This window comes from Micromonospora alfalfae, from assembly GCF_022230925.1.
GTDB lineage: Bacteria > Actinomycetota > Actinomycetes > Mycobacteriales > Micromonosporaceae > Micromonospora > Micromonospora alfalfae.
This window is the reverse complement of the sequence record NZ_JAKKFH010000004.1, coordinates 117909-144189: the sequence shown is the minus strand read 5'-3', so window position 1 is coordinate 144189 and position 26281 is coordinate 117909. Positions and strand designations below refer to the sequence as shown.

Below are 26281 nucleotides of genomic sequence, written 5' to 3'. Positions count from 1 at the left end.
GGTTAGCGTTTTGCTTGCAAGAGCTAGCGCTGGCGGTTAGCGTCGCTGCCATGGCCACACCCAAGGACCTTCCCGACGTCGGCGGGTTCATCCGCGATCTGCGGCGTAACGCCAAGATCTCGCTTCGGCAGCTCGCCGAGCAGGCGGGGGTCAGCAACCCGTACCTCAGCCAGATCGAGCGCGGCCTGCGCAAGCCCAGCGCCGAGGTGCTCCAGCAACTGGCGAGCGCGCTGCGGGTCTCCACGCCGGCGATGTACCTGCGCGCCGGTCTGCTCGATGACAAGGAAGGCCACGGGGTGCTCGCCGCCATCGCCGTGGACGCCGACCTGACGATGGCGCAGAAGCAGTCGCTCAGTCAGATCTACGAGACGTTCCGCCGGGAGAACACCCGGCTGGCCGAGGCCCAGGCCGGAGCCGAGGCGGCGCAGGCCGACCAGCCCGCCAGCCAGACTGCGGACCTGGCCGCCAGTCAGCCCGCCAGCCAGGCTGCGGACCTGGCAAATGTGGCAGCGACCGGCCCCACCACCGTCGGCGGCACCCCGACCGAGGCCGTGCTCGAGTCGGTCGCCGTCACCGAGGCGGGCACCGCCCCCGCCCCGGGCAGCACCAGCATCCCCCAGAAGAAGAAGGCCGCCGAGGCGGCCGAAGAGGAGACGTCATGAGCGAGCCGAAGACCAACCGCATCCCCGCCCCGATCTACGCCGCAGCCGGTGCCGGTGAGCTGGCCATCGAGCAGCTGCGCAAGCTGCCGGCCGTGGTCGGTGTCCTCAGCACCCGGGTCGTCGCCGACCTGGGTGGCCGGGCCGTGCTGACCGGCTTCGAGCTGAAGCAGAAGGCCACCGAGACGCTGCGCACCGCCAACGAGACCGCCGACCTGGCGAAGCTGCGTGAGGTGGCCGACATCGACAAGCTGCGCGCCGCCGCGACCCGCAACGCCGCCCTGGTGGTCGCGGGCGCCCAGGTCGCCCAGGAGCGCGCGTTCGCCGCGTACGGCGCGCTGGTCGCCCGGGGCGAGCGGGTCGTCGGTGCCGGCGTGCTGGAGGCCGCCGACACGGTCAACGCCGACATCGAGGCCACCGAGTCCGTGACGCCGGCCGCCCCCACCGCCGCCGCCCCCACCGCTGCGGCCCCGGTCGCGGCGCCGACGCCGGCCGACGTGGCCGAGATCGCCGAGGCCAAGCCGGCCGCGGTCAAGAAGGTCGCCCGCGCGTCGAAGGCCGCCAAGCCGGCCGAGACCCCGTCGGCGAAGCTCCCCCGGGCCACCAAGCGGACCCGTCCGGCAGCCGAGTAGCTCGTCGGGTCGACGACCCCGGCGGCGTCCTTGTCGGACGTAGCCGGGGTCGTGGACATAAACTGGCCGACATGGCCAACGCCGCGCCGATCTTCGCCTTTGCCGTCCGTGACGTGATCGAGCTGATCCTGCTCGTCTTCGCGCTGATCGTTCAGGGCGTCGCCCTGGTGCACGCCGTCACGCAGCGCTCCGACGCCTTCCCCGCCATCGGCACGCTCCCCAAGGGCGGCTGGATCGCCATCCTGGCGGTCTGCCTCGCGCTCACCCTGCTCGGGTTCGGTCCGATCAGCCTCTTCGGACTCGTCGGCATCGCCGCCGGTCTGATCTACCTGCTCGACGTCCGGGTCGGTCTGCGCGACCTGAGTGACGGCAAAGGGTTCTGGTGAGAGGTTTTCGCTGGCCACCCCCACCCGACAGCGGGCCCCGCACCTGGGGGCCCGGGCCGGGTGGTCCGCGTACCGGCCGGCCGGCGCTGCCGGAGCCGGAGACCGAGCTGGTCACCACCCCGCACGGCGTCCGGCTGGAGCGGCTGGTCACCGGCACCGGTGATCCGGCTACCGTGTTCGCGCACGGGCTGGGCAACGGCATCGCCACCACCCGCCCCTTCGGCAGTGGGGTGAACGGCCGCAAGGTGTTCTTCCAGTTCCGCGGGCACGGCCGTTCCGAAGCCCCGGACGGGCCGTGGGACTACCTGGACCTGGCCCGGGATCTACGGGCGATCGCCGACCTCGGCGGCGCCAGCCGGGCGTTCGGCGCGAGCCTCGGCGCGGGTGCCCTCTGCCGGCTCCTCGTGGAGAGCCCGGAGCGTTTCGACAAGCTGGTCTTCTTCCTGCCGGCGGTCCTCGACGAGCCACGCGGGCCGCTCGCCCGGGAGCGCATCACCGACCTGCTGGAGGCGGTGGAGAGCGGGGACGCCTCGGCGGTCGCCGACATCGTCACGCTGGAGTTGCCCCCGGCGGTGCGCAACACCCCGGCCGGCTGGGCCTACCTACGACAACGGCTAGACCAGCTGCTCCGCGACGGTCTGGCCGACGGTCTGGCCACGTTCACCGACCAGACTCCGCTGCGCCAGATCGGTGACCTGACGGCGGTCACCGCGCCGGCGCTGGTGATCGGTTGCGCGGGCGACGACCTGCACCCGGTCGACGTCGCCGAGCGGCTCGCCGTCGCGCTGCCGCAGGCCACCCTGCACGTGTACGACCGGCCCGGCGTGCTCTGGTCGGAACGCGCCGATCTGCGGGATCGCATCTCCGGCTTCCTGAACGAGTAACCTGCCCTGTCATGGGCGTCACACAGCACGGCCGGACGCACCGGCTGGATCTTGCCGACCCGACACTGCGCGAATGGACCTGCACGGTCCTGCACTCCGATGCGGAGCAGGGCATCGTGCTCGACCGTTCGGCGTTCTACCCGGGCGGCGGTGGTCAACCACCCGACCACGGCGTGCTGCTCTGGCAGGGCGTGCAGACCCGGATCGTCGGCACCCGCAAGGGCGACGACCCCTACCTGATTCCCGCCGAGGGTGACCCGCTGCCGCCGGTCGGCACCGCTGTCGTCGGTGCGTTGGAGGACGAGCGCCGCACCCGGCTGATGCGTACGCACTCCGGGCTGCACGTGCTCTGCGGTGTGGTGTTCCGCGACTTCGGCGCGTTGGTGACCGGAAACTCGATGGAACCGGGCGAGGCCCGGATGGACTTCAACCTCCCCGAGGTGCCCCCGGACTTCAAGAGCCGCATCGAGGAGCTGGTGAACGCCGAGGTGGCCGCCGACCGATCGGTCGCCACCCGGGTGCTGCCGCGCACCGAGGCGCTGGCCCTGCCGGACATCATCCGTACCCAGTCCAACCTCATCCCGCCGGATGAGCAGGAGGTCCGGATCGTCGACATCGTCGGGCTGGACGTGCAGGCCGACGGTGGCACCCACGTCGCCTCCACCGCCCAGATCGGCAAGGTCCAGGTGGTCAAGGTGGAGAGCAAGGGCCGCGCCAACCGCCGGGTCCGGGTCCGACTGGTCGACTAGATCGAGTCCCGAATTCGGACGTCGGTTGTCAGGTATTCCTGACAACGTCGCAGGCATGACACAACCGCTCACAGGAAAGATCGCGCTCGTCGCCGGTGCCACCCGTGGTGCCGGACGACAGATCGCCGTTCAGCTCGGCGCGGCCGGTGCCACTGTCTACGCCACCGGTCGCAGCTCCCGGGCCGGCCGCTCCGAGATGGACCGACCGGAGACCATCGAGGAGACCGCCGAGCTGGTCAGCGCGGCCGGCGGCACCGGCATCGCCGTTCAGGTCGACCACCTGGTGCCCGAGCAGGTCCGCGACCTGGTCGCCCGGATCGACGCCGAGCAGGGGCAACTCGACGTGCTGGTGAACGACATCTGGGGCGGCGACCCACTGGTCACCTGGGACAAGCCGGTCTGGGAGCAGCCGCTCGACGCCGGTTTCCGTACGCTGCGACTGGCTGTCGACACGCACATCATCACCAGCCACTTCGCGTTGCCGCTGCTGATCCGCAAGCCCGGCGGCCTGGTGGTGGAGATGGGCGACGGCACCAAGGCGTACAACGACGAGAACTACCGGCTGTCGGTCTTCTACGACCTGGCCAAGGTCTCGGTCAACCGGCTCGCCTTCAGTCAGGCGCACGAGCTGAAGCCGCACGGCTGCACGGCCGTGGCGCTCACTCCCGGCTGGATCCGCTCCGAGGCGATGCTGGAGCACTTCGGCGTGACCGAGGAGAACTGGCGCGACGGCGCCGCCACCGACCCGAACTTCCTCATCTCGGAGACCCCGGCCTTCGTCGGCCGGGCGGTGGCCGCGCTCGCCGCCGACGAGGAGAAGGCCCGCTGGAGCGGCAGATCCGTCGACGCCGGCACGCTGTCCAAGGTGTACGGCTTCACCGACCTCGACGGCAGCCAACCCGAGGGTTTCCGCTACATCACCGAGGTGGTCGACGCGGGCAAGCCGGCGGACGTCACCGGCTACCGGTAGAGCGCGGAGAGCCGGTCGGCGCTCTCCGCGAACAACCGCCGAAGCTCGGGTGGGTCGAGGACCTCCACCTCGGGGCCGAGCCCCAGCAGTTGGCGGTACGCCACCGGGACCGACTCGACGGGCAGCCGGGCCACCACCCAGCCCTGCCCGTCGGGTGGGCCGGCGGCGGCGACCAGTTCGTCGTACACGAAGGGGGCATCGACCAGGTGCCGGAGCTGGCGCAGACCGGCGGGGCTCAGCCGGACGACGACCTCGGCCCGCAGCATGGTCCGCAGGAACGACCCGGCCTGCTCGCGCCAGTGCCCGGCCAGGTCGAAGCCCTCGTCGCGGTCGAAGTGCTCGTCGACCACCTCGACCCCGGTGACCCGGTCCACCCGGTAGGTGCGCACGTTCTCGCCGACCCGGCCGACCAGGTACCAGACCGCGCTCTTGAGGACCAGGCCGTACGGCTGGACCCGGCGGGTCACCTCCCGGTCGCCGCGTCGGTAGCGCAACTCCACCACCCGGTCTCCCCAGACCGCCCGCGCCAGGTCGGGCAGCCAGAGCGGTGGCGCTGTCTCCCGGAACCAGCCCGGCACGTCCAGGTGGAACCGCTGCCCGGCGCGGGCCGGCGCGTCGCGTAGGGCGGGTGGCAGCGCGGCGAGCACCTTCAGTTCGGCCGACGCGACAGCGTCGGCGAGTCCCATCTCGCCGGCCGGCCCGGGCAGCCCGGCGAGGAAGAGCGCCTCCGCCTCGTCCCGGGTCAGCCCGGTCAACCGGGTGCGGTACCCACCGAGCAGGCGGTAACCCCCGGCCCGCCCCCGGTCGGCGTAGACCGGCACGCCCGCCGCGGAGAGCGCCAGGACGTCCCGGTAGACGGTCCGCTCGGACACCTCCAGCTCCCGCGCCAGCTCGCTCGCGGTCATCGACCCGCGCGACTGCAACAGCAACAGCAACGAGATCAGTCGGGACGCGCGCATCCGCCCATCCTGCCCGGTGCCGCTCACCGCCCGCCGGGCGTCAGCAATCCCCTGTCGTACGCGGTGGCCACAGCGGCAGCCCGGTCGTTGACCCCGAGCTTGGCGTACAGGTGCAGCAGATGCGTCTTGACGGTGGCCTCACTGATGAACAGGCGGGCCGCCGCCTCCCGGTTGGAGGCACCCCGGGCCACCAGCGTGAGCACTTCCAGCTCCCGTTGACTGAGCGGCTCCTCGGCGGGAGCGCGCAGCCGGCCCATCAGCCGGCCGGCGACGCTCGGCGCGAGCACCGACTCGCCCCGGGCCGCGGCCCGGACCGCCCGGACCAGATCCTCCCGAGGGGTGTCCTTGAGCAGGTAGCCTGTCGCACCGGCCTCGATCGCCGGCAGCACGTCGGCGTCCGTGTCGTAGGTGGTCAGCACCAGCACCCGGGCGGCGCTGCCGGCGCGGGCCAGCCTGCCGATGGCTGTCACCCCGTCCATTCCGGGCATCCGGAGGTCCATCAGCACCACGTCCGGCCGCAGCGTCGCTACCAGGGCCAACGCCTCCGACCCGTCCGCTGCCTCGCCCACCACCTCGAAATCGCTGTCGCCGGTGAACATCCCCCGCAGGCCGTCCCGCACGACCGGGTGGTCGTCGACGATCAGCAGCCGTATCGGGGCGGTCAACAGGCACCTCCGGGTAGCGCGGGGACGGACGCCGAGATGGCGGTGCCGCCGCCCGGCTCGGACTCGACTGCCAACTCACCGCCGACCCGGGTGACCCGCTGCCGCATGGCGGTCAGCCCGTACCCGCCGCCCGGCTCGCGGGAGGCCGGCCGGTCGGTGATGTCGAAGCCGGCCCCGTCGTCGCGCACATCGAGCGTGACCACGTCCGCCATGTACGACAGGGTCAGCCCGACCCGCGACGCGGCGGCGTGCCGGGCGACATTGGACAACGCCTCCTGGGCGGCCCGGAGCAGGGTCACCTCGACCTCAGGGTGCAGCGGGCGTGGGGTCCCGGTGGTGGCCACCTCGGCCCGCACCCCGTTCCGGGCCGACCAGCGCCCGCCCAGCTCAACGAGGGCATCCGGTAGCCGGGCCGTCTCCAACGGTTCCGGACGGACCGCCTGTACCGAGCGGCGGGCCTCGGTGAGGCTCTCCCGGGCCAGTGCGAGCGCGTTGTCAACGTGCCGGCGCCAGTCGGGGGACCGGTCGCGGGTCTGCTCGGCCGCCTCCAACTGGGTGATGATGCCGGTCAACCCCTGAGCCAGGGTGTCGTGGATCTCCCGTGCCATTCGTTGCCGCTCGTCCAGCACCCCGGCCTCCCGGGCCTGGGTGAGCAGTTGGGCGTGCAACCCGGCGTTCTCACTGACCGTCTCGGTGAGTTGGCGGTTGGCCTCGCCGAGTTCCGCCACCAACCGCTTGCGTTTGGCGTTCTCCTGTTCGGCGACCATCGCGAACCAGCTCGCCGAGCCGGCCACCACCAGGTTGAACAGCACCAGCACCAGCCAGAGCGGCCAGTGCGACATCACCACCGACAGACCACCGCCCTGCGACGTGGCGACGAGGGTGGCCGTGGTGACCACGCCGACGACCCGCCAGCGCCCGTGCAGCACCGGAAAGGCATGGATGTAGCCGATCCAGGCGAAGAAGCCGTACCACGGACTGGCGGCCACCAGTGCGGCGGCGAACGTGAGCAGCCCGGCGTAGTAGATCGCCATCAGCCCGCGCCGGCTCTGCCAGCCGGGGTGCACTGTGACGAACCAGGCGACCCAGCATCCGGCCGACACGGCGAGAGCGAGGGTGGGCAGCGCGCCGAGATGGTCAGGCGCCGGTGCGACGAGGGCCAGCAGGGTACCCAGGGTCAGCCCGCCGAAGGGGAAGATGCGATAGAGAGTCGCCTCGTGCTCTCGCCAACTGGTCAGACGGTCGTGCCCACCGTCGCAGGTCATCGCATCTCGCTCACTCCCAGCGGAACAATTTCGCCGCGCCGGCGCCGGCCGCCACGGCGATCGCCGCCATTATCCCCAGGTGCAGCGGCTGCGGCGGGGTGCCGGTCCAGGCGTCGAGGAGCGCCTGCACCCCGGGTGGCGTGTAGTCGCCGATCCGCGCCACAAAGTCCGGGAGCAGGAAGCGGGGCAGGTAGACCCCGCCGAAGAACATGATGACCAGGAAGAGCGGCACGGCCAGGGCCTGTGCCGCCTTCGTCGTCCGGGCCACAGCGGCGACCAGCAGGCCGAGCGCCAGCAGGGCGGCCGTGCCGAGGATGAACGCCAGCGTGAAGCCGAGCGGGTGTCTGGGGAACGGCACCCCGAACGCGAGCCGGGCGACGAGGATGAGCAGCAACGCGCTGGCCAGGATCCCGGCCAGGGCCAGCACCAGTTGGGCGGCGAGCAGAGCGGCCGGGTGCGCCGGGGTGGTCGCCAGCCGACGCAGCACGCCGCGTTCCCGGTAGGTGGCCAGCACGGCGGGCAGGATGTTCACCCCGACCATGGCGAGGGTGACCACCAGCAGCGACGGGGCGAAGTAGCTGACGAAGGTCTGCCCGTCGAAGGTCGGATCCGGCTTGCGCAGCGAGGGGACCAACCCGAGCACCACCAGGATCAGTGTGGGCAGCCCGATCGTGGTGAGAAGCGTCGGCAGGTCCCGCAGGTAGAGGCGCGCCTCGGTTCTCAGGATGTTGCGGAAGGCGTGCATGCTGGCTTCCTCTCAGTTGGCGGGCCGGTGCCCGGTCAGCTCGACGAAGGCATCGTCGAGGGTGGACTGCTCCAGCCGCAGGTCGGCGGCGACGATCTGGTGGCGGGCGAGCACCGAGGTGACGGCGTGCAGCAACTCACCGGTGCCGGTCACCACCACCTGGCTGCCGGTTCGCTGCACGGCGGACACCTCGGGCAGATCGGCGAGGAGTCGGTCGTCGATCGGAGTCGAGGGCCGGAACCGGATCCGCTGCTCCGGAGCCACCGCCGACACCAGGCCCGCCGGGCTGTCCAGGGCGACCACCCGACCCCTGTCGATCACCGCGACCCGGTCGCAGAGCCGCTCGGCCTCCTCCATGAAGTGGGTGACCAGCACGATCGTCACCCCGCTGTCGCGGACCTGTTCGATGAGGCCCCAGGTGTCCCGGCGGGCCTGCGGGTCCAGCCCGGTGGTCAGCTCGTCGAGGATCGCGATCTCCGGGTTGCCCACCAGTGCCAGCGCGATGGAGAGTCGCTGCTTCTGACCGCCGGAGAGCTTCTTGTACGCGGTGTTCCGTTTGTCGCCGAGGCCCAGCTTGTCGATCAGCTCGGCCGGGTCGGCCGGGTTGCGGTAGAACGAGGCGTACAACTCCAGTGCCTCGGCCACCCGCAACCGGTCCGGCAGTTGGCTCTCCTGGAGTTGCACACCGACCCGCTGGCGTAGCTGGGCCGCGTCCCTGCGGGGGTCGAGCCCGAGGACCGACACCCCGCCCCCGTCGGGGACACGCAGCCCGGCGACGCACTCCACTGTGGTGGTCTTGCCGGCGCCGTTCGGGCCGAGGACGCCGAAGATCTCCCCGGCCTCCACGGTGAGCGACACGTCGTCCACCGCCACCAGGTCGCCGTACCGCTTCTTCAGGTGGGTCACCTCGATGACCGGCATCGTGCCGCCTTCCGCCGCCGCTGACTTCGTACCCCTCAAGCCTTGTCGGGGCGGCCCGTCGGCGAATCGACCGGTCAGCGACGAACCCTGGCGTCCCCGGTGGATCACCGCTGTCCGTCAACCGGTTGATGTGTACGTGGTGAGGGGCTGCTAGCGCTCCGCCCGGCGGATCCGGTCACGGCTGGTTAGGCTGCTCGATCGTGGATGCCAGCAGAATCGCCAGCCCGGTGACCGGGGTCGTCGGACGCTTCCTCTCCGGGGCGGGGCTGCTCCTGCGCGGGTTGGGCCTCTACGTCCGCAGCCCGGGGCTGATGCTGCTCGGCATCGTGCCGGCGCTGATCTCCGGCGTGCTGTTCCTGGCCGCGCTCGCCACGCTGGTGTACTTCGTGGACGATCTCGCCGCGCTTGTCACCCCGTTCGCCGACGACTGGTCGAGCACCGGCCGCAGCCTGGTCCGGGTGATCGCCGGGTTGGCCTTCCTGGGGCTCGGCGGCCTGCTCGGCGTGCTCACCTTCACCGCTGTCACTCTGGTCATCGGCGACCCGTTCTACGAGAAGATCTCCGAGCAGGTCGAACAGCGGTACGGCGGCACGCCGGGCGCTGTGGAGGTGCCCTTCTGGTCATCGCTGCGCCGCAGCCTCGCCGACTCGGTACGCCTGGTGGCGCTCACGGCGTTGGTCGGCATCCCGCTCTTCGTCGCCGGCTTCATCCCTGTGGTCGGCCAGACGGTTGTCCCGGTCATCGGGGCGGCAGTGGGCGGCTGGTTCCTCGCCGTGGAACTGGTGGGTGCACCGTTCTACCGACGGGGGATGCGGCTGCCGCAGCGCCGGACGATCCTGAAGGCCGACCGACCCACGGCGCTCGGCTTCGGCGTGGCCGTCTTCCTCTGCTTCCTGATTCCGCTCGGCGCCGTACTGATCATGCCGGCCGCCGTCGCCGGGGCCACGTTGCTGGCCCGCCGCTCGATGGGCCAGCCGATCGACGGCCCGCTGTCCGCGTCGCCTGCCGGCCAGCCCGTCGAAAGGAGCTAGCCGTGGAGGTCACCCTGGTCGAGGGGGACATCACCGCCCAGCGGGTGGACGCCATAGTGAATGCCGCGAACTCGTCACTGCTCGGCGGCGGTGGAGTCGACGGGGCCATCCACCGGCGCGGCGGCCCCGCCATCCTCGCGGAGTGCCGGGCGCTGCGGGCGTCCCGCTACGGCCGAGGGTTGCCGACCGGGCAGGCGGTGGCGACCACGGCCGGCGAGCTGCCGGCCCGCTGGGTGATCCACACGGTCGGGCCGGTCTGGTCGGCCGGCGAGGACCGCTCGGCGCTGTTGCGCGACTGCTACGCCAACAGCCTGCGGGTGGCCGACGAGGTGGGTGCTGGCACTGTGGCCTTTCCGTTGATCTCCGCCGGCATCTACGGCTGGCCCGTCGACGACGCTGTCGGTCAGGCGCTGGCGGTGCTGCGCTCGGCCGCGTCAGCCACCGTCACCGAGGCCCGCCTGGTGCTGTTCGGGGCGGACACCCACGCCACTGCCCGGCGCGTTCTCGACACCGTCTGAGTTTGCCAACAGCCTGTTGGTAACATGTCGACATGATGTCGATAACCCACGTGGGCGGGCGCTGATGTTCCTCGCTATTCGTGAGCTGAACTTCGCCCGGTTGCGGTTCGCTCTGATGGGCGCGGTGATCGCGCTGATCGCCGTGCTGATGGTGATGCTGTCCGGGCTGTCGGTCGGGCTGGTCCGCGACGGTGTGTCCGGGCTGCAGAACCTGCCGGTCACATCCTTCGCCTTCACGCACGACGTGCAGCGTGACTCCGCCTTCTCCCGCAGCGTCGTGGACCTGTCGGCGGTGGACGAGTGGGCTTCCCAGCCGGGCGTCGCCGACGCGGCGCCGTTCGGCAACACCCTGGTCAACACGCGTACCGATCGAGGAACAGAGATCGACCTGGCCCTGTTCGGAGTGCAGTCCGACTCGTTCCTGTCGCCAGCGGTCAGCCAGGGTGAGCGACTGGGCACCGCGGACGGCATCGTGGTGAGCCCCACCGCGCTGGACGCGGGACTGCAACTGGGCGACACGGTCACCATCGACCGGCTGGGCACGCGACTGCGGGTTGTCGGCGTCACCGAGCAGCAGGACACCTTCGGGCACGTGGACGTGGCGTACGTGCCGCTGGCGGCGTGGCAGGCCATCAAGTCCGGCACCGCCCCCGGCGCAGCGCTGCCGCAGCGTGCCGCAACGGAGATCACGGCGGTGGCGGTGCGCGCGGCCGGCGGGAAGTCCGTGGACCTGGCCGCGGGGGACACCGCGGCGGGCACCGAGAGTCTGACCCTGAAGGAGGCCTACGGTGCCTCGCCGGGATACACCGCCGAGACGACGACACTGCAACTGATCCAGGGATTCCTGTACGCGATCTCGGCGCTGGTCGCCGGCGCGTTCTTCGCGGTGTGGGCGATCCAGCGCAAGCCCGAGGTGGCCGTCCTGCGGGCCCTGGGCGCCTCGACCGGCTGGGTGCTGCGCGACGCGCTGACGCAGGCGCTCGTGCTGTTGGCGGCGGCAGTGGCCATCGGCGTGGGGGTCGGCCTCGCGCTCGGCGCCCTCATCACCGGCAGCGGCATCCCGTTCGCGCTGAGCATGCCGAGCATCTCCGCAGCCGGGGTCGGCCTCGTCGTCCTCGGCCTGGTCGGAGCCGGCGCGGCGGTCATCCGCATCACCTCTGTCGACCCGGCCACCGCTCTGGGAGGAAACCGATGAGCAGCCGTTCCGCTCCGACCGCTTCGACCACACCCACCGACGACGCACCCGAGCAGCTCGGGTTGGTGATGCGTGCGGTGTCCCTGCGGCACGGCAACGCCGCCGAGACCGTGCAGGCGCTCGACAACGTCGATCTGACGGTGCGACCCGGTGAACTCGCCGCGGTCGTTGGTCCGTCCGGTGCGGGCAAGTCCAGCCTGCTCGCCGTCGCCGGTGGCCTGGCCCGGCCCGGCCACGGCACCGTCACCGTGGCCGGTCAGGACATGACAGTGCCGAGCCGCCGCACACGCACTGAGCTGCGCCGCCAGCACGTGGGGTTCGTGTTCCAGTCGGGCAACCTGCTGCCCGCGTTGACCGCCGCCGACCAGTTGCGGCTGCCCCTGCGGCTGGGGCCGCGGTCGCAGCGGTCCGGCCGTGACCCGCTGGAGCTGCTCGCGGACGTCGGCATGGCGGACAAGGCCGACCGGCGCCCCCACCAGTTGTCGGGTGGCGAACGCCAGCGCGTCGGGATCGCCCGGGCACTGGTCACCGAGCCCAGCGTGCTGTTGGTCGACGAACCGACGGCGGCGCTGGACCGGGCACGCAGCCACGAGATCGTGCGACTGCTGGCCCACGAGGCCCGGCAGCGGTCGGTCGCGGTGGTCATGGTCACTCACGACCACGATGTGCTGCAGTACTGTGACACCGTTTACGAGATGGTCGACGGCAAGCTGGCGGCCAGCAGCTGACCACGACGGCAGGGTGCGGGCGCAGGACCAGGCAGGTCATGTCCGTCCGGAACAAGGGGAGGTGGCGTGCCGAAGATCCAGGCCGCGACCGTCGCCGAGCACCGGGCTTCCCAACGCGCGGCGCTGCTCGACGCGGCCCGCACCCTGCTGTCGGAACACCCCGAGCAGATCCCCGGCCTGGCCGAGGTCGCCCAGCACGCCGGCCTGGCCCGCTCCAGCGTCTATTCGTACTTCAAGTCTCGTGCCGACATGTTCGACGCCCTCGTCACCGAGACGTTCCCCCGCTGGTCGGCCTACGTCGAGAAGCGCATGGACGCTGCCGGCACGCCCGGGCAGAAGATTCAGGCGTACGTGGACAGCAACCTGCAACTGGTTGCCCGAGGCGACCACGCCCTGGCCCGCGCGCTCGCGTCAGCCGGCAGCAGCGAGGCACTCGCCAGCTCCAGCCGACTCATGCACGACCGCCTGGAAGCCCCGCTGCGCGCCGCGCTCACCGACCACGGCTCATCCGACCCGGTCCGGGTGGCCGAACTGGTGCAGTCGATCGTCTACGCGCTGAGCCGGATGATCGAGGGAGGGCTCGCGCTGGCCAAGGCGACCAGCCTCGCCCGCGAACTCCTCAGCCCCTACCTCGACCGCGACAGCGGCTGAGGCTCCGGCCCGCTGGTCTGGTCAGGTCAGCTCCGCCAAGCAGGACCACTCGGCTGCCACCGGGCGGTAGCCCAGTCGGGCGTTGATCGCCAGCATCGGCGCGTTCGCCTCGTCGTTCGAGGTGTACGCGACGCGTACGCCGTTCGCGGCGGCCCGGTGCAGCGCCGCCGTCTTGGCCAGCCGGGCCAGCCCCCGTCCCCGGTACGCAGGGACGCTGCCGGTGAAGTCCGACCACATCCGGTCCCCGTCCCGCTTCACCAGGCTGAACGCGGCCACCTCCCCGTCGACCTCGACGGCGGTGCTGGCCTCCTTGTCCAGGCCGAGGTTGTCCCAGACGTCGTACAGCCAGTTCTCGTAGCCAATCGAGTCGACCGGTACGTCGCCCGGCTCATCCAGCGCCGCGACCACGTCCGCCGTGTAGAGCCGGTGCGGGTCGATTTCCGCGATCGGACGCAGCCGTACGCCTGGCGCCGGGTCGGGCAGCGCGGGTGCCGGATTCAGGTCGAGCGCCGAAAAGCGCAGCTCGCGACTGGGCTCGTAGCCGTGCTGACTGGCGAACGGCAGCGCCTCCGGCTGGGCGAAGGCGCGGAGCCGGTGGACCCCCAGCGGGGCGAGGTGACCCCTGGCGGTCGTCAGCAGCGCGGTGCCGATGCCGCGCCGCCGGTGCTCGGGGTGCACGTGCAGCAGGGAGATGTCACCGAAACCCGCCGTAGAGGTCGAAGCGTTGCGTTGCGCCGTCACCCATCCGACGATCTGGGCATCGACCTCGGCCACGAAGGCGGCCCAGTCCCTGCCCGGTACCGGCTCGGCGATCATCTTCCGGGTCGACTCGACCCCGCGCACCAGGTACGGGTAGACGGCCGCCCGCAGGGCCACCACGCCCGGTGCGTCGTCCGGCCGCGCCTCACGTATCCGCATGTCAGGCCCCTATCGGTACGGCCGCGACGGCCTCGACCTCGACGAGTTGGTGGAGACAGCTGAGCAGTGCGACAGGATCCGGCATGTCGGCGAGGCTAACCAGGATCGCCTGACCCGAGCGACGCATTAACCGCCTGGCGCGGTCAGGCGGAGGCGCGACGGATCAGCTCGGTGGGGAGCATGACCGCCTGCTCGATGCTCTCCCCGGCGGCCAGCCTGAGCAGTTGGCGGGTCATCCGGCGGCCGAGTTCCACGATCGGCTGCCGGACGGTGGTCAGCGGCGGCTCGGTGTAGGCGGCGGTCTCGATGTCGTCGAAGCCGACCACCGCCACGTCGTCGGGCACCCGCCGACCGGCCTCGCGCAGCGTCCGCAGAGCGGCGTGCGCCATCAGGTCGGAGGCGGCGAAGACGCCGTCGAGGTCGGGATGCTCGGCGAGCAGGCGGCGCATCGCCGCCGACCCGGATTCCCGGGTGAAGTCACCGATGGCGATCAGCTCGGGCAGCCCCGCGTCGGCGACAGTGCTGCGGTAACCGCTGAGCCGTTCGATCCCGGCGACCATGTCCTGTGGCCCGGCGATTGTCGCGATCCGTCGACGACCGCTGTCGATCATGTGCCGGACGGCCGCTGTCACCCCGGCCACGTGGTCGACGTCGACGTACGGGACGGGCACGTCGCCGAGCGGCCGGCCGCTGACCACCACCGGGATGCCGAGTCGGGCCAGCGTGCCGGGCAGCGGGTCGGCACCGTGCAGCGACGCGAAGAGCACGCCGTCGACGTGCCGGCCGGTGGTGTACCGCTCGACCCGGTGGTGCCCGGCCGGTGAGCCGGCGAGCATCAGCACCAGTTGCTTGTCGGCTGCCTCCAACTCCTGGCTGACGCCCCGGATGATGCCGGGAAAGACCTGGTCGTCGGAGAAGACCCGGGTGGCCGCCTCCGGCATGACCAGGGCGATCGAGTCGGTGCGCTGGGTGACAAGGCTGCGGGCCGCCAGGTTGGGGACGTACCCCAACTCGGCGACCGCCCGGGTGACCGCCTCGCGGATCGGTTCGGCGACGGTGGTGGACCCGTTGACCACACGGGAAACGGTGGCGCGGGACACCCCGGCCCGCGCTGCCACCGCTTCGAGCGTCGGCCGCTGCGCCGTCGTCATCGCGCTTTCCCCCGCTCGTCACAGCCCGTTCCGGGAGATCACCTCCTGGTACCACCGGGCGCTGGCCTTCGGTGTGCGCCGCTGGGTCAGGTAGTCGACGTGCACGATCCCGAACCGCTTGCGGTAACCCTCCGCCCACTCGAAGTTGTCCAGGAATGACCATACGAGATAACCGCGCAGGTCCACGCCCCGGGAGATCGCCTCGTGCGCCGCGCGGAGGTGCCCGTCGAGGTAGGCGATGCGATCGGCGTCGATCACCTGCGTCGGGCCGTCGGGCGAGTCGGCGCCGGGCTTGTCGGGGAACGCCGCACCGTTCTCGGTGATCAGCAGCGGCACACCGGGATAGTCGGCGGCGATCCGCTCCAGCAGCCGGGTGAGCCCGGCCGGTTCGATCATCCAACCCATGTCGGTGAGCGGCCCGGCCGGCGGCAAAAAGTGCACAGCGCCCTCGGTGCCCGGATACGCGCCGTTGCCTGCGCCGTCGGGCCGACCGGCCACGTAACTCGGGGCGTAGTAGTTGATGCCGAGCAGGTCGATCGGGGCGGCGATCACCTTCTCGTCGCCGTCGCGGATGAACGTCGGCTCGACGATCCGTGCCACGTGCTCCCGGACGTCGTCCGGGTAGCCGCCGGCCAGCAGCGGGTCGAGGAAGATCCGGTTGTGCAGGCCGTCGACCAGGCGTACCGCGGCAGCGTCGGCAGCGCTCTGCGGGTCGGCCGGGCGTACGTCGGCCGGGTTGACAGTGACGCCCACGCTGCGTGCGCCGGCCGCGCGCAACGCCCGCGCCGCCAGACCGTGCCCCAACAGCAGATGGTGTACGGCGGTGAAGGCCGCCGCCGGATCCCGCTCACCCGGAGCGTGCAGGCCGTTGGCGTAACCCAGGTAGGCCGAGCACCACGGCTCGTTGAGCGTGGTCCACACGTCGATCCGGTCGCCGAGGCGGGCGTACACCGCCGTGGCGTAGGTGGCGAAGTGCTCGGCGGTGTCCCGGTTGGTCCAGCCACCCCGCTCGCCGAGGGCCTGCGGCAGATCCCAGTGGTAGAGGGTGACGATCGGGTCGATTCCCCGATCGAGCAGTGTGTCGGTGAGCCGGTCGTAGAAGTCCAGCCCACGGGGGTTGGCCGGGCCGGTGCCGTCGGGCTGGATCCGCGGCCAGGCGACGGAGAACCGGTACGCCCGCAGACCCAGCTCGGCCATCAGCGCCACGTCGTCGGCGTACCGGTGGTAGTGGTCGCAGGCGACGTCGCCGGTGTGGCCCTGGTACACCTTGCCGGGCGTACGGCTGAAGGTGTCCCAGATGGACGGTCCGCGACCGTCGTCGCGGGCCGCACCCTCGATCTGGTACGCGGCGGTGGCCGCCCCCCAGAGGAAGTGTTCGGGAAACCGGATCTCGTTGCTGGACCGGTTGGTTGGCTCGCTCCGCTCGTTCACGCCTTGACCGCACCTTCCATGATTCCGCCGATGATCTGCCGGCCGAACAACACGAAGACCAGTAGCAGGGGCAGCGTCGCGATGGCCGTTCCGGTGAACACCTGCGACATGTCCTGGTAGTACCCGTCCGACAGCGCTCGTAGGGACAGCTGCACCGTCGGATTCGCCGGATCGTTCAGTACAGCGTACGGCCAGAGGAAGTCGTTCCAGGTGGTCATGAAGGTGAGCAGGCCGAGGACGGCGGCGGCCGGGCGCAGCGCGGGCAGCACGACGTGCCACCAGATCCGGGCGGTGCCACAACCGTCCATCCGGGCGGCCTCGATCAGCTCGTCACTGACCGCCTGGCCGGCGTACTGCCGCATCATGAACACTCCGAACCCGGTGACCAGCACCGGGACGATGACTGCGGGCAGCCGGTCGTTCCACTGCAGCTTGGTCATGAGCAGGTAGAGCGGGATCACGCCGAGCTGGGTCGGCACCATCATGGTCGCGATGATCACCAGCAGCATCGCGTTGCGGCCACGGAACCTGAGCTTGGCGAAGGCGAACCCGGCCAGGCTGGAGAAGAACACCACTGACACGGTGACAGTGGTGGCCACGATCGCCGAGTTGATCAGACCGGTCAGGAAGTACGCGTCGGGGTTGTCGAACAGCCGGGCGATGTTGGCGCCCAGGTTGCCGCCGGGCGTGACCGGGGGTGGCAGTTGGCCCATCGCGTCGTTGCTGCGGCTGGCGACGACGAACATCCACCAGATCGGAAAGACCGACAGGCCGGCGGCGACGACCAGGGCGAGGTAGGTGAGCGGGCTGGCCCGCCAGAGTCGGCTCATCGTGCCGCTCCCTTCTGCGGTCGGTCCCCGCCGAGGCGGCGCAGGAGCAGCACGTTGACGGCCGCGACGATCGCGATGAGCGCGAAGAGCAGCCAGGCCACCGCCGAGCCGTACCCGAAGTTGTAGTGCGGGGCGAAGGCGTTCTCGAACATGTACATGGTCAGCGTCTGCGACTCGCGCAGCGGTCCGCCGCGGATCGGGTTGGTGCCGGAGTTGAACATCCGGGGCTCGGTGAAGAGTTGCAGGCCGCCGATGGTGGCGATGATGGTGCAGAAGATGATCGTCGGCTTGAGCAGCGGCACGGTGACCGACCAGAACTGCCGGGCCCGGCCGGCGCCGTCGATCGCCGCGGCCTCGTACAGGTCGCGGGGGATGGCCTGCATCGCGGCCAGCAGGATCAGCGCGTTGTAGCCGGTCCACCGCCAGTCGACCATCGCGGAGATGGCCACCCAGGAGGCGAACCGGTTGGACTTCCAGCCGATGGCGTCCACCCCGACCAGGTCGAGCATCCAGTTGATCATCCCGAACTCGCGGCCGAAGAGCACCCCGAAGACGATCGCCACCGCGGCCGTGGAGGTCACGTTGGGGACGAGCACCGCCATCCGCCAGCCGGTGCGGGCGCGCAGGCCCCGGTTGAGGAGGTTGGCCAGCCAGAGCGCGGCGAGCAACTGCGGCACCGTGGAGATCACGAAGATGCCCAGCGTGTTCACCAGCGCGTGCCAGAAGTCCGCGTCGGCCAGCAGCCGGGTGTAGTTCTCCGCCCCGACGAAGGGGTGGTCGGCTCCGAGCAGGTCCCAGTCGTGCAGCGAGACCCAGAAGGTGTACGCCAGCGGGTACGCCCCGAAGATGCCGAAGATCAGGAAGAACGGGGCGACGTAGAGGTACGGCGAGTACCGGGTGTCGAGCCGGCTGAGCCGGCCTGGCGAACGCTGGGGCGCCGGTGCCACCGGCGGGCGGGCGTCGAGCTGGACGGTCATGCCCGGGAACTCCTTTCCGCACTGCGGGCGGAACTCCGGTCGTCGGAGCCCGCCCGCACGCACGCTGGTTGGGCTACTTGGCGGCGGCCTTCTTCGCGTTGGTCACCGCGTCGGTCCAGCCCTGCGTGGGGCTGCGCTGACCCAGCTCCACGGTCCGTACGGCGTTCTCCACCTCGGTCCGGACGGCCTGGTTCTTCGGGCCCATGTAGACCGGCTTCAGGCTCTTCGCGCCGGTGCCGAAGATGGCGCCGACCGGTGCCCCCGAGAAGTACGCGTTGGTCGCGCCGGTGATCGCCGGGTCGTCGAGCGCCTGCGGCGAGGAGGGCAGCGGACCCTTGGCCTTGAACGCCCCGATCTGCCCCTTGGCGCTGGTCAGGAACTTGGCCAGCTTGATCGCCTCGGCCTGGTGCTTGCTCTGCTTGGGCACGGCGAGGTGCGACCCACCCCAGTTGCCGCCGTTGCCGGGCACCCGGGCGATGTCCCACTTGTCCTGGGCGCCAGTGCCGGCGTTGGCCTCGATGACGCCGGTCATCCAGGCGGGGCAGGCGATGGTGGCGAACTTCGACTGCTTGAAGGCGGAGACCCACTCCTCCGACCAGGAGCCGTACTTGCCGGAGAGGCCCGAGTCGACGATGTCCATTGTGGTGTCCCACGCCTGCCGCACGGCCGGGTTGCTGTCCACGACCAGTTTCTCGCTGGTGTCGTAGTAGCTGTAGCCGGAGGTGTTGCCGGCGGTCTGCAACAGGATGGTGTTGAAGGTGTTCGTCGCCCCGTCGAGGAAGGACGCGCCGGTCTTCGCGGCGACGAACTTCTCGCCGGTGGCGATGTAGTCCGGCCAGGTGGGCCAGAGCTTCGAGACCGCCTCCCGCTCGGTGGGCAGGCCGGCCTTCTGGAAGAGGTCCTTGCGGTAGCACATGGCGATGCCGCCGACGTCGGTGCCGAGGCCGATGAGCTGCTTGCCGTCGGCGGTCAGACCGGCGTTCCACTTCCACTCGAGGAAGTTGCCCTTGAGGTCGGCGGCGCCGTGGTCCAGCAGGTTGACGAAGTTGCCGGGATTGGCCTTGTACTCGACAAGCAGGCCCTCCTCGATGGCCACCACGTCGCCGGCGCCCCGGCCGGCGGCGAGCCACTGGGTGAGCTTCGGCGAGTACTCGTCGAGGTTGGTGCCGGTACCGCGCTCGACGACCTTCACGCCGGGGTTCGCGGTCATGTACTCCTGGTAGAGCTGCTCGTAGCCGAACTGGCCGAAGACGTCGACGGTCAGGGTGACCGGTCCGTCGCCCGGCTCGTCACCGCCGCCGCAGCCAGCGGTGACGAGCAGGGCGGTGGCGGCGACGAGGGCCACTGCGGCGAGGCGGCGGCGCGGGATGACAGCCATTGGTTATCGACCTCTCTCAAGGCGGGCGGGGTGATGGCAGATGGCTAAGAGAGCGCTCTCACGACACTGTGGTGGGTCACCAACGCACTGTCAAGAGAGCGCTCTCTCAGCGTTGCGTTCCCGTGATGAACGCTCGCCGGGGCGGCGTCGCCCGGTAGACGGGGATGCCCCAACATCGACGAGGGCGCCACCCCCGCCGGGGTGACGCCCTCGTTCGTTGTCGGTCGGTCAGCCGGTGCGCAGACCGTCCAACAGGGTGCGGTCACCGGCGACGTCCAGCGTCTCGAAGCTCACCCGACCCCAGAGCGCCAGCAGCAGGTCGCTCGCGGTGCCGCTGACCTGGGCGCGGGCGTGGTGATCGTCGTGGTCGAAGATGGTCGCGGTGTCGAGCAGCGCCACCCCCTCGCCGCGCAACCGCAGATACCACTCCTGGGCCGCATCGGTAGCGCAGAGCTGCACGACCCCGTGCCAGGTACCCGGAACCTGCCGCCGGCCCGCCGGGAGCCAGGTGTCCAGCACCTCGCTCACCCCGTCGGCCGCGAGCTTCGCCTCCACCGGATCGCCAGCCGCGATGGCGAGCTGGGCGTCCCAGCGGTGCACAGCCGTCTCGTGCGCCATCCGACGCGGCCAGAAGCCGGCCTTCTTCGGCTGCGGAGCCCAGTTCCAGGCCGGTGCCTCGGGATCGAGCCCGTCGAAGACGGTCATCACCCGGTCGTAACCCTGCTGCCACAACTGGAGCGCGTTCACGCCCGGGTCAGCCTCGATCTTCTCCCGCCGAGGCGGTTGGCCGGTCTGGCCGGAACCGGCGAACGACGAAACCCAGTGGTAGAGACCAGCCATGTGCAGTGTCAGGTCGTTGACCGTCCAGCCCGGACAGGACAGCACCGGTGTCTCCGGCGGCGCCTCGGCCACCGCTGCCGCGAAAGCCGGACCCTCCGTCCGGAGCGCCCCGATCCAGAAATCCTTGCTGCCCTGCAGTCTGCTCATCGCCATCCTCCCGGGGGTGCCGGGCGACCAGTGGGTGCCACGGCTACTTGTCAGCCTAAGGTGAAGGGCGTGCCAGACGCCTCCGCCCAGCCGACAACCGACGCCGATCGTGCCATCCCCGGTCCACTCGCCGGCTACACCACCCTCCGAACGGGTGGGCCGGCCGAGCGGATCGTGGCCGCCGGCAGTGCCGACGAGCTCGTCCACGCGGTACGCGCCGCAGCGGAGCCGGTCCTGATCCTGGCCGGGGGCAGCAACGTGGTGATCGGCGACGCCGGCTTCCCCGGCACCGTCGTGCTGGTGCGCTCCCGTGGCATGCGGGTCATCGCCGAGGACGCCACCTCGGTCACCGTACGGGTCGACGCCGGCGAGCCCTGGGACGACCTGGTCGCCGCCACTGTCGCCAACGGCTGGGCCGGGCTCGAATGCCTGTCCGGCATCCCCGGCTCGACCGGTGCCACCCCGATCCAGAACGTCGGCGCGTACGGCCAGGAGGTCGCCGAGACGATCACCGGCGTCGAGGTGTACGACCGGGTCGAGGGCACCCGCCAGGTCATCCCCGCAGCCGAATGCGGCTTCGCCTACCGGGGCAGCATCTTCAAGTACATGGACCGCTGGGTGGTGCTCTCGGTCGACTTCCGACTCGCCAGGTCCCCGCTCTCCGGGCCGGTGCGCTACGCGGAACTGGCCCGAGCCCTCGGTGTCGAGGTGGGCGAGCAGGTGCCGCTGGCCGACGCCCGAGCGGTGGTGCTGCGGCTGCGGGCGGGCAAGGGGATGGTGCTCGACGCCACCGACCCGGACACTCGCTCGGTCGGCTCCTTCTTCACCAACCCGGTGCTCGACCGCGGGACGTACGAACAGCTCCTGGAACGCTCCGCCGAGCTGGGCGACCCGCCCGCCTGGCCAGGGGCGGACGGCCTGGTCAAGGTGAGCGCTGCCTGGCTGATCGACAAGGCCGGCTTCGCCAAGGGCCACCCCGGCGAGGGTGGAGTGGCCATCTCCAGCAAGCACACACTGGCCCTGACCAACCGCAGCGGCACCGCCCACACCAGCGACCTGCTCACCCTGGCCCGCACCATCAGCGATCAGGTCCACGCCCGCTTCGGCGTAACCCTGCACCCCGAACCAGTCCTCATCAACTGCACCCTCTAACCCCACCCCACCCCACCCCACCCCACCCCACCCCACCCCCATCCCTGCCCCCGCGATCTTGCAGTTTCTGCGGGGACATAACGGCCACAACAGGGGCGAATCAACGACCGAAAGTGCAAGATCGGCGTGGTGGGCATGGGGCCTGTGGGGTCCGTTAGGGGAGGGGCCAGGGGAGGGTTAGTTCGCCCTGGCGCCAGCGGGTGGGGTTGCCGAGGATGGGCCAGCCCGTTTCGCGGAGGCGGGTCACCGCGTGCAGCCAGCGTTGGCGGGGGCCGAAGGTGGCGTACGGGGCGGCGGCCTGCCAGGCGTCGTCCAGGGCGCGGATCAGCCCGTGCACCGGCTCACCGGGAACGTTGCGGTGGATCAGTGCCTTGGGTAGTCGCTCGGCCAGTTCGGCGGGGCTGCCCAGCGTGGTGAGCTTCGCGGCCAGGGTCAGCGTCTGCGGGCCGTCGGCGTCGATCAGCAGCCAACTGGCGAGCCGCCCCAACTCGTCACACGTGCCCTCGACGAGCACTCCGCCGGGGGCGAGCGCGGCGATCATCGTCTGCCAGGCTTCGGCCACCTCGCTCTCGTCGTACTGTCGCAGCACGTTGAACGCGCGGACCAGCACCGGCCGGAGCCCGGCCAACTCGAACCCACCCCTGGCGAACGTCAGCCCGGGTGGGTCGGCGGCCGGCGCCGCGGCGGCCACCCGGGCGGCGTCGATCTCCAACCCGACCAGCCGTACGTCCGGACGGACCCCGGCGGCCAGTCGAGCGCGCAACTCCACAGCGGTCACCGGGGTGGCGCCGTAGCCGAGGTCGACGACCAGCGGGTCGTCCGCCGCCAACAGCCGGTCGGCGCAGGTGGCGACGATCCAGTTGTCCACCCGACGGAGGCGGTTCGGGTTCGTCGTGCCGCGTGTGACCACGCCGAACGGCCGCCGCCGCGCCGCGGGGCTCATGTCGACCTCAAGGTCAATCTCCGTTCGCGACTGCGGGCTCGCAAACCCGGCTCACTCCTCGCGCAGCACTGCTAGGGCCTGTTCCATAAGAACTGGCCGGCCTCCGGCGGGCCCGGACGACGACCGGCGGCGTTGCGGTTTGGTCCGGATACGACACCGGTATCCGGACCAAACCCGCGCCTTGCCGGGTCGCCGCCCGGACTCCGCCTCGGCTCGACCGCCCTCATGAAACAGGCCCTAGACCCGGTGCACCTTGTGCTGGGCGGCCTGTGCCCGGGGCCGGACCACCAGCCGGTCGATGTTGACGTGCTCGGGACGGGTGGCGCACCAGGCGATGCAGTCGGCGACGTCCTCGGCGACCAGTGGCCCCGGCACCCCTGCGTAGACGGCGGCTGCCCGTTCCGCGTCGCCCTCGAAGCGGACGAGCCCGAACTCGTCGGTCTTCACCATGCCCGGGTCGATCTCGATGACTCGCAGCGGCCGGCCACACAGCTCCAGGCGGAGCGTGCCGGCGATGGCGGTCTGCGCGTGCTTCGCGGCGGTGTAGCCGCCCCCACCCTCGTACACGGTCAGGCCGGCAGTGGAGGAGACCACCACGATGGTGCCGGAGCCGGAGGCTTCCAGCGCCGGCAGCAGCGCCTGGGTGACCCGCAGGGTGCCGAGTACGTTCACGTCGTACATCCACTGCCAGTCGGCGACCGAGCCGGACTCCACCGGGTCCAGCCCGCGCGCTCCGCCGGCGTTGTTGACCAGGAGCGTGACCGGCCCGGGTGCCTGGGCGGCGGCCTCGGCGAGCCGGGCCACCGACTCGTCCGAGGTGATGTCGCAGGTGACGGCGGTGGCCTGCCCGCCGGCGGCGGTGATCTCGGCGACCAGGTCGGTGAGCCGTTCGGCGCGGCGGGCGGCGGCGAGCACGTGGAACCCCTCGGCGGCGAGCCGGCGGGCGGTGGCCGCGCCGATCCCGCTGGACGCTCCGGTGACGATGGCGACTGAGGTCATCAGGCCATTGTCACAGCGGGCGTCCGACCCGCCCCGAGCGGGCGTACGGCGGCCATTGGCGGGCGTTCGGTGATGAGGTCCGTCACGCCGGGGGGCCGCGCCGGGGAATTTCCGACGCCCGATGGGGAAGATGACATCCGGCGTACAGGTTGACCGAGAAGCGCCGGTCGTGCGAGACGGCATCAACCGTGAAGAAGGAGCGGATGTGGCGGATATGCACACCGGTGTCGGGCGTCAGCGAGGTGCCCAGCCGTGGCCCCGGCCGCGCCGCATCGCCACCCTGTCGGTACACACCTCCCCCCTGCACCAGCCCGGCACGGGTGATGCCGGCGGAATGAACGTCTACATCCTCGAAGTGGCTCGGCGTCTCGCCGAGGCCAACGTGGAGGTGGAGATCTTCACCCGGGCCACCGCCGGTGACCTTCCCCCGGTGGTCGAGATGGCGCCCGGAGTGCAGGTTCGGCACATCACCTCCGGCCCCCTGGAGGGCCTCACCAAGGAGGAGCTGCCCGGTCAGCTCTGCGCCTTCACCGCGGGGGTGCTGCGCGCCGAGGCGTCCCGTCCGCCCGGCCACTACGACCTGATCCACTCCCACTACTGGCTCTCCGGCCAGGTCGGCTGGCTGGCCAAGGAGCGCTGGGGGGTGCCGCTGGTGCACACCGCGCACACCCTGGCGAAGGTCAAGAACGCCCAGCTCGCGGCCGGTGACAGGCCGGAGCCCAAGGCCCGGGTCATCGGCGAGGAACAGGTGGTCGCCGAGGCGGACCGGTTGGTCGCCAACACCCGGTTCGAGGCCAGCGACCTACTCGACCGGTACGACGCCGATCCGACCCGGGTGTCCGTCGTGCAGCCGGGTGTCGACCTGGCCCGGTTCCGGCCCGCGCCGGGCGACAGGTCCGCGGCGGCCCGCCAGACCCGTCGCCGGCTGGGGCTTCCAGTCGACGGGTACGTGGTTGCCTTCGTCGGTCGGATCCAGCCGCTCAAGGCCCCCGACGTGCTGATCCGCGCGATCGCCGCGTTGCGTGAGCGCGATCCGGCGTTGGCCGATCAGGTGACGGTGGTGATCTGCGGCGGGCCCAGCGGCAGTGGGCTGGATCGGCCGACCGCCCTGATCGAGTTGGCCGCCAAGCTCGGGGTCAGCGACGGGGTGCGGTTCCTGCCGCCGCTCACCGGGGACGACCTTCCGGCCCTGTTCCGGGCGGCGGACCTGGTCGCGGTGCCGTCGCACAACGAATCGTTCGGGCTGGTCGCCCTAGAGGCGCAGGCCTGCGGTACGCCGGTGCTGGCCGCCGCCGTCGGAGGGCTGGTCACCGCCGTCCGGGACCAGGTCAGTGGGGTGCTGATCGACGGTCACGACCCGGTCGACTGGGCCCGTGCGATGGCTGACCTGCTGCCGAACCGGGCGCTGCGCTCGGTGCTGGCCCGAGGCGCCGAGCAGCACGCCCGGCACTTCTCCTGGGACCGTACGGTCGCCGGTCTGCTCGGGGTCTACGGCGAGGCGATCGCCGGGCACCGTGCCCGGCTCGCTGCCGACCTGGCGGGTGGCCCGGCGCTCTCCTGTTCCTGGTGACCCGGGGGGAGCGCGGGTGGCCCGGCGCTCTCCTGTTCCTGGTGACCCGGGGGGGAGCCCGTCGTCACCCGGTGCGCGAGCCGGGTCGGTCGTAGAGTGGGTCCGGTGAGCCCGAAGAGCGATCTTGCGACCCTGATCGAGTCGGTCTGTGCCGAGCGGGACCTGGCCTGGGAGTCGACCGGCCCCGGCTCGTACGCGGTGACGCTGCCGGGCACCCACAAGCTCAAGACGATCTGCAACCTGATCGTCGGCGAGCACGCGTTGCGGATCGAAGCGTTCGTGATGCGTCAGCCGGACGAGCGCCGCGAGGAGCTGTGGGCCTGGCTGTTGCAGCGCAACGCCCGGATGTACGGGGTCTCCTTCTCCACCGACGCGGTCGGCGACGTGTACCTGACCGGTCGGGTCAACCCGGCCGGCGTGGACGCCGACGAGTTGGATCGACTGTTCGGCGCGGTGCTCACGTACGCCGACGAGTCGTTCGACACGATGCTGGAGATCGGCTTCGGCAGTTCGATCCGGCGGGAGTACGAGTGGCGGGTGAAGCGGGGCGAGTCGACAGCCAACCTGGCCGCCTTCGCCCACCTCTTCGAGCCCTCCGGCGCCGGCCCCGACCCGACCTGATCCCGGGCCCGCGCGCCGGCAAGCGGTGCCCGCGCCCGCGCCGCCCCCGCGCCCGCCCCCGCCGGAAGATCGTGCTCGAACCAGGAAGTAGTGGTGTCGCCGACGCGGCGATGCCACTCGATCCTGGTTCCAGCACGACCATGGCGAGTTGACTGTGGTTCGGAGTGCTCCTGACGGGTATGCCGCACCGCGCGGTGCGGCAAGGGACCCCCGCGCGCCGATGACGGAGTGCCAAGGAGCGGAGCGTCCCATGGCTCAGCGGAACAGCTCAGGTCGCGGCGCGACTGCGACCAGGACCAAGCGACAGGCCGGCAACCAGACGCCGGGAACGCCCGGAGTCTCCGAGTCGGAGATTTCCCGGATGCG

General features: G+C 71.2%; 28 protein-coding genes. 14 read left to right on the top strand and 14 right to left on the bottom strand.

Annotation, left to right across the window (positions count from 1 at the left end; all coding sequences use genetic code 11):
- Window positions 1-50 precede the first annotated feature (50 nt).
- The 6 genes from MED01_RS02870 to MED01_RS02845 all read left to right on the top strand — a co-directional run bounded on the left by MED01_RS02870 (window position 51) and on the right by MED01_RS02845 (window position 4280).
- Complete coding sequence (locus MED01_RS02870; protein WP_238666978.1) at window positions 51-662, top strand: helix-turn-helix domain-containing protein; 612 nt, start codon at window positions 51-53, stop codon at window positions 660-662.
- Window positions 659-1291 (top strand): hypothetical protein, encoded by a 633-nt coding sequence (locus tag MED01_RS02865; protein WP_238666977.1) that lies wholly within the window; start codon window positions 659-661, stop codon window positions 1289-1291. Before MED01_RS02870 ends, MED01_RS02865 begins: the two co-directional genes overlap by 4 nt.
- Window positions 1292-1362: 71 nt before the next feature.
- A complete protein-coding gene (locus MED01_RS02860) occupies window positions 1363-1677 on the top strand; it encodes a DUF2516 family protein (RefSeq protein ID WP_238666976.1) in 315 nt (104 codons plus the stop codon).
- Entirely contained in the window at window positions 1674-2561 is an 888-nt protein-coding gene (locus MED01_RS02855) for an alpha/beta fold hydrolase (RefSeq protein ID WP_238666975.1), read from the top strand. The genes MED01_RS02860 and MED01_RS02855 overlap by 4 nt, the downstream gene beginning before the upstream one ends.
- 11 nt (window positions 2562-2572) lie before the next feature.
- The gene (locus tag MED01_RS02850) at window positions 2573-3310 is read left to right on the top strand and encodes an alanyl-tRNA editing protein (RefSeq protein ID WP_238666974.1); all 738 of its coding nucleotides are present in this window, start codon (window positions 2573-2575) and stop codon (window positions 3308-3310) included.
- Window positions 3311-3365: 55 nt separating this feature from the next.
- The gene (locus MED01_RS02845) at window positions 3366-4280 is read left to right on the top strand and encodes an SDR family oxidoreductase (protein WP_238666973.1); all 915 of its coding nucleotides are present in this window, start codon (window positions 3366-3368) and stop codon (window positions 4278-4280) included.
- Here MED01_RS02845 and MED01_RS02840 read toward each other — a convergent pair.
- The 5 genes from MED01_RS02840 to MED01_RS02820 are packed head-to-tail and all read right to left on the bottom strand — an operon-like array spanning window position 4271 to window position 8835.
- Window positions 4271-5239, bottom strand: coding sequence for a helix-turn-helix transcriptional regulator (locus MED01_RS02840; RefSeq protein ID WP_238666972.1), 969 nt, complete (start codon window positions 5237-5239; stop codon window positions 4271-4273). The two genes, MED01_RS02845 and MED01_RS02840, sit on opposite strands and share 10 nt — an antisense overlap.
- Window positions 5240-5262: 23 nt before the next feature.
- On the bottom strand, window positions 5263-5904 hold the full coding sequence (locus MED01_RS02835; protein WP_274525174.1) for a response regulator: 642 nt from the start codon (window positions 5902-5904) through the stop codon (window positions 5263-5265).
- A complete protein-coding gene (locus tag MED01_RS02830) occupies window positions 5901-7169 on the bottom strand; it encodes a sensor histidine kinase (RefSeq protein ID WP_238666971.1) in 1269 nt (422 codons plus the stop codon). The genes MED01_RS02835 and MED01_RS02830 overlap by 4 nt, the downstream gene beginning before the upstream one ends.
- A 10-nt stretch (window positions 7170-7179) precedes the next feature.
- Window positions 7180-7914 carry an ABC transporter permease gene (locus MED01_RS02825; RefSeq protein ID WP_238666970.1) on the bottom strand — a complete coding sequence of 245 codons (735 nt, stop codon included), beginning with the start codon at window positions 7912-7914 and terminating at the stop codon, window positions 7180-7182.
- A 12-nt stretch (window positions 7915-7926) separates the two neighbouring features.
- On the bottom strand, window positions 7927-8835 hold the full coding sequence (locus MED01_RS02820; RefSeq protein ID WP_238666969.1) for an ABC transporter ATP-binding protein: 909 nt from the start codon (window positions 8833-8835) through the stop codon (window positions 7927-7929).
- A 200-nt stretch (window positions 8836-9035) separates the two neighbouring features.
- Between MED01_RS02820 and MED01_RS02815 the strand changes: the two genes are divergently transcribed.
- The 5 genes from MED01_RS02815 to MED01_RS02795 all read left to right on the top strand — a co-directional run bounded on the left by MED01_RS02815 (window position 9036) and on the right by MED01_RS02795 (window position 12958).
- Complete coding sequence (locus MED01_RS02815) at window positions 9036-9866, top strand: EI24 domain-containing protein (protein ID WP_238666968.1); 831 nt, start codon at window positions 9036-9038, stop codon at window positions 9864-9866.
- Window positions 9867-9868: 2 nt separating this feature from the next.
- Window positions 9869-10384, top strand: a complete 516-nt coding sequence (locus MED01_RS02810; RefSeq protein ID WP_238666967.1) for an O-acetyl-ADP-ribose deacetylase — start codon at window positions 9869-9871, stop codon at window positions 10382-10384.
- Window positions 10385-10448: 64 nt separating this feature from the next.
- Window positions 10449-11579: an FtsX-like permease family protein gene (locus tag MED01_RS02805; RefSeq protein WP_238666966.1), complete on the top strand. Its 1131-nt coding sequence runs from the start codon at window positions 10449-10451 to the stop codon at window positions 11577-11579.
- Complete coding sequence (locus tag MED01_RS02800) at window positions 11576-12307, top strand: ABC transporter ATP-binding protein (RefSeq protein ID WP_238666965.1); 732 nt, start codon at window positions 11576-11578, stop codon at window positions 12305-12307. Before MED01_RS02805 ends, MED01_RS02800 begins: the two co-directional genes overlap by 4 nt.
- Window positions 12308-12373: 66 nt before the next feature.
- Window positions 12374-12958: a TetR/AcrR family transcriptional regulator gene (locus tag MED01_RS02795; protein WP_238666964.1), complete on the top strand. Its 585-nt coding sequence runs from the start codon at window positions 12374-12376 to the stop codon at window positions 12956-12958.
- Between the two features lie 21 nt (window positions 12959-12979).
- Here MED01_RS02795 and MED01_RS02790 read toward each other — a convergent pair whose 3' ends face one another.
- From MED01_RS02790 to MED01_RS02760, 7 genes are all read right to left on the bottom strand, one after another.
- Complete coding sequence (locus MED01_RS02790) at window positions 12980-13876, bottom strand: GNAT family N-acetyltransferase (RefSeq protein ID WP_238666963.1); 897 nt, start codon at window positions 13874-13876, stop codon at window positions 12980-12982.
- Between the two features lie 143 nt (window positions 13877-14019).
- Entirely contained in the window at window positions 14020-15027 is a 1008-nt protein-coding gene (locus tag MED01_RS02785) for a LacI family DNA-binding transcriptional regulator (protein ID WP_112584215.1), read from the bottom strand.
- A gap of 18 nt (window positions 15028-15045) precedes the next feature.
- Window positions 15046-16458, bottom strand: a complete 1413-nt coding sequence (locus tag MED01_RS02780) for a GH1 family beta-glucosidase (protein WP_238666962.1) — start codon at window positions 16456-16458, stop codon at window positions 15046-15048.
- Complete coding sequence (locus tag MED01_RS02775; protein WP_238666961.1) at window positions 16455-17288, bottom strand: carbohydrate ABC transporter permease; 834 nt, start codon at window positions 17286-17288, stop codon at window positions 16455-16457. Before MED01_RS02775 ends, MED01_RS02780 begins: the two co-directional genes overlap by 4 nt.
- Window positions 17285-18265 (bottom strand): carbohydrate ABC transporter permease, encoded by a 981-nt coding sequence (locus tag MED01_RS02770; protein WP_238666960.1) that lies wholly within the window; start codon window positions 18263-18265, stop codon window positions 17285-17287. Before MED01_RS02770 ends, MED01_RS02775 begins: the two co-directional genes overlap by 4 nt.
- Window positions 18266-18338: 73 nt before the next feature.
- Complete coding sequence (locus MED01_RS02765) at window positions 18339-19643, bottom strand: ABC transporter substrate-binding protein (protein ID WP_238666959.1); 1305 nt, start codon at window positions 19641-19643, stop codon at window positions 18339-18341.
- Window positions 19644-19871: 228 nt separating this feature from the next.
- Window positions 19872-20630: a maleylpyruvate isomerase family mycothiol-dependent enzyme gene (locus MED01_RS02760; RefSeq protein ID WP_238666958.1), complete on the bottom strand. Its 759-nt coding sequence runs from the start codon at window positions 20628-20630 to the stop codon at window positions 19872-19874.
- A 114-nt stretch (window positions 20631-20744) separates the two neighbouring features.
- Here MED01_RS02760 and MED01_RS02755 point away from each other — a divergent pair, with 114 nt between their 5' ends.
- Window positions 20745-21782: a UDP-N-acetylmuramate dehydrogenase gene (locus MED01_RS02755; RefSeq protein WP_238667162.1), complete on the top strand. Its 1038-nt coding sequence runs from the start codon at window positions 20745-20747 to the stop codon at window positions 21780-21782.
- 154 nt (window positions 21783-21936) lie between these two features.
- Here the strand turns inward: MED01_RS02755 and MED01_RS02750 are convergent, their stop codons facing one another.
- Together MED01_RS02750 and MED01_RS02745 are read right to left on the bottom strand one after the other, a co-directional pair.
- Window positions 21937-22725, bottom strand: a complete 789-nt coding sequence (locus MED01_RS02750) for a class I SAM-dependent methyltransferase (RefSeq protein WP_238666957.1) — start codon at window positions 22723-22725, stop codon at window positions 21937-21939.
- 237 nt (window positions 22726-22962) lie between these two features.
- The gene (locus tag MED01_RS02745; protein WP_238666956.1) at window positions 22963-23724 is read right to left on the bottom strand and encodes an SDR family oxidoreductase; all 762 of its coding nucleotides are present in this window, start codon (window positions 23722-23724) and stop codon (window positions 22963-22965) included.
- Window positions 23725-23929: 205 nt separating this feature from the next.
- Between MED01_RS02745 and mshA the strand changes: the two genes are divergently transcribed.
- Complete coding sequence (gene mshA / locus MED01_RS02740) at window positions 23930-25294, top strand: D-inositol-3-phosphate glycosyltransferase (protein WP_238666955.1); 1365 nt, start codon at window positions 23930-23932, stop codon at window positions 25292-25294.
- Between the two features lie 105 nt (window positions 25295-25399).
- The gene (locus tag MED01_RS02735) at window positions 25400-25915 is read left to right on the top strand and encodes a type III secretion system chaperone family protein (RefSeq protein ID WP_112605262.1); all 516 of its coding nucleotides are present in this window, start codon (window positions 25400-25402) and stop codon (window positions 25913-25915) included.
- Window positions 25916-26281: the final 366 nt, after the last annotated feature.

Bases quoted from the DNA above. Each gene is read 5' to 3' on its own strand.
- MED01_RS02825 (WP_238666970.1), bottom strand. From the start codon at position 7,914: ATGCACGCCTTCCGCAACATCCTGAGAACCGAGGCGCGCCTCTACCTG.
- MED01_RS02850 (WP_238666974.1), top strand. From the start codon at position 2,573: ATGGGCGTCACACAGCACGGCCGGACGCACCGGCTGGATCTTGCCGAC.
- MED01_RS02790 (WP_238666963.1), bottom strand. From the start codon at position 13,876: ATGCGGATACGTGAGGCGCGGCCGGACGACGCACCGGGCGTGGTGGCC.
- MED01_RS02785 (WP_112584215.1), bottom strand. From the start codon at position 15,027: ATGACGACGGCGCAGCGGCCGACGCTCGAAGCGGTGGCAGCGCGGGCC.
- MED01_RS02840 (WP_238666972.1), bottom strand. From the start codon at position 5,239: ATGCGCGCGTCCCGACTGATCTCGTTGCTGTTGCTGTTGCAGTCGCGC.
- MED01_RS02775 (WP_238666961.1), bottom strand. From the start codon at position 17,288: ATGAGCCGACTCTGGCGGGCCAGCCCGCTCACCTACCTCGCCCTGGTC.
- MED01_RS02770 (WP_238666960.1), bottom strand. From the start codon at position 18,265: ATGACCGTCCAGCTCGACGCCCGCCCGCCGGTGGCACCGGCGCCCCAG.
- MED01_RS02745 (WP_238666956.1), bottom strand. From the start codon at position 23,724: ATGACCTCAGTCGCCATCGTCACCGGAGCGTCCAGCGGGATCGGCGCG.
- MED01_RS02765 (WP_238666959.1), bottom strand. From the start codon at position 19,643: ATGGCTGTCATCCCGCGCCGCCGCCTCGCCGCAGTGGCCCTCGTCGCC.
- MED01_RS02820 (WP_238666969.1), bottom strand. From the start codon at position 8,835: ATGCCGGTCATCGAGGTGACCCACCTGAAGAAGCGGTACGGCGACCTG.
- MED01_RS02865 (WP_238666977.1), top strand. From the start codon at position 659: ATGAGCGAGCCGAAGACCAACCGCATCCCCGCCCCGATCTACGCCGCA.
- MED01_RS02830 (WP_238666971.1), bottom strand. From the start codon at position 7,169: ATGACCTGCGACGGTGGGCACGACCGTCTGACCAGTTGGCGAGAGCAC.
- MED01_RS02800 (WP_238666965.1), top strand. From the start codon at position 11,576: ATGAGCAGCCGTTCCGCTCCGACCGCTTCGACCACACCCACCGACGAC.
- MED01_RS02860 (WP_238666976.1), top strand. From the start codon at position 1,363: ATGGCCAACGCCGCGCCGATCTTCGCCTTTGCCGTCCGTGACGTGATC.
- MED01_RS02870 (WP_238666978.1), top strand. From the start codon at position 51: ATGGCCACACCCAAGGACCTTCCCGACGTCGGCGGGTTCATCCGCGAT.
- MED01_RS02750 (WP_238666957.1), bottom strand. From the start codon at position 22,725: ATGAGCCCCGCGGCGCGGCGGCGGCCGTTCGGCGTGGTCACACGCGGC.
- MED01_RS02845 (WP_238666973.1), top strand. From the start codon at position 3,366: ATGACACAACCGCTCACAGGAAAGATCGCGCTCGTCGCCGGTGCCACC.
- MED01_RS02805 (WP_238666966.1), top strand. From the start codon at position 10,449: ATGTTCCTCGCTATTCGTGAGCTGAACTTCGCCCGGTTGCGGTTCGCT.
- MED01_RS02760 (WP_238666958.1), bottom strand. From the start codon at position 20,630: ATGAGCAGACTGCAGGGCAGCAAGGATTTCTGGATCGGGGCGCTCCGG.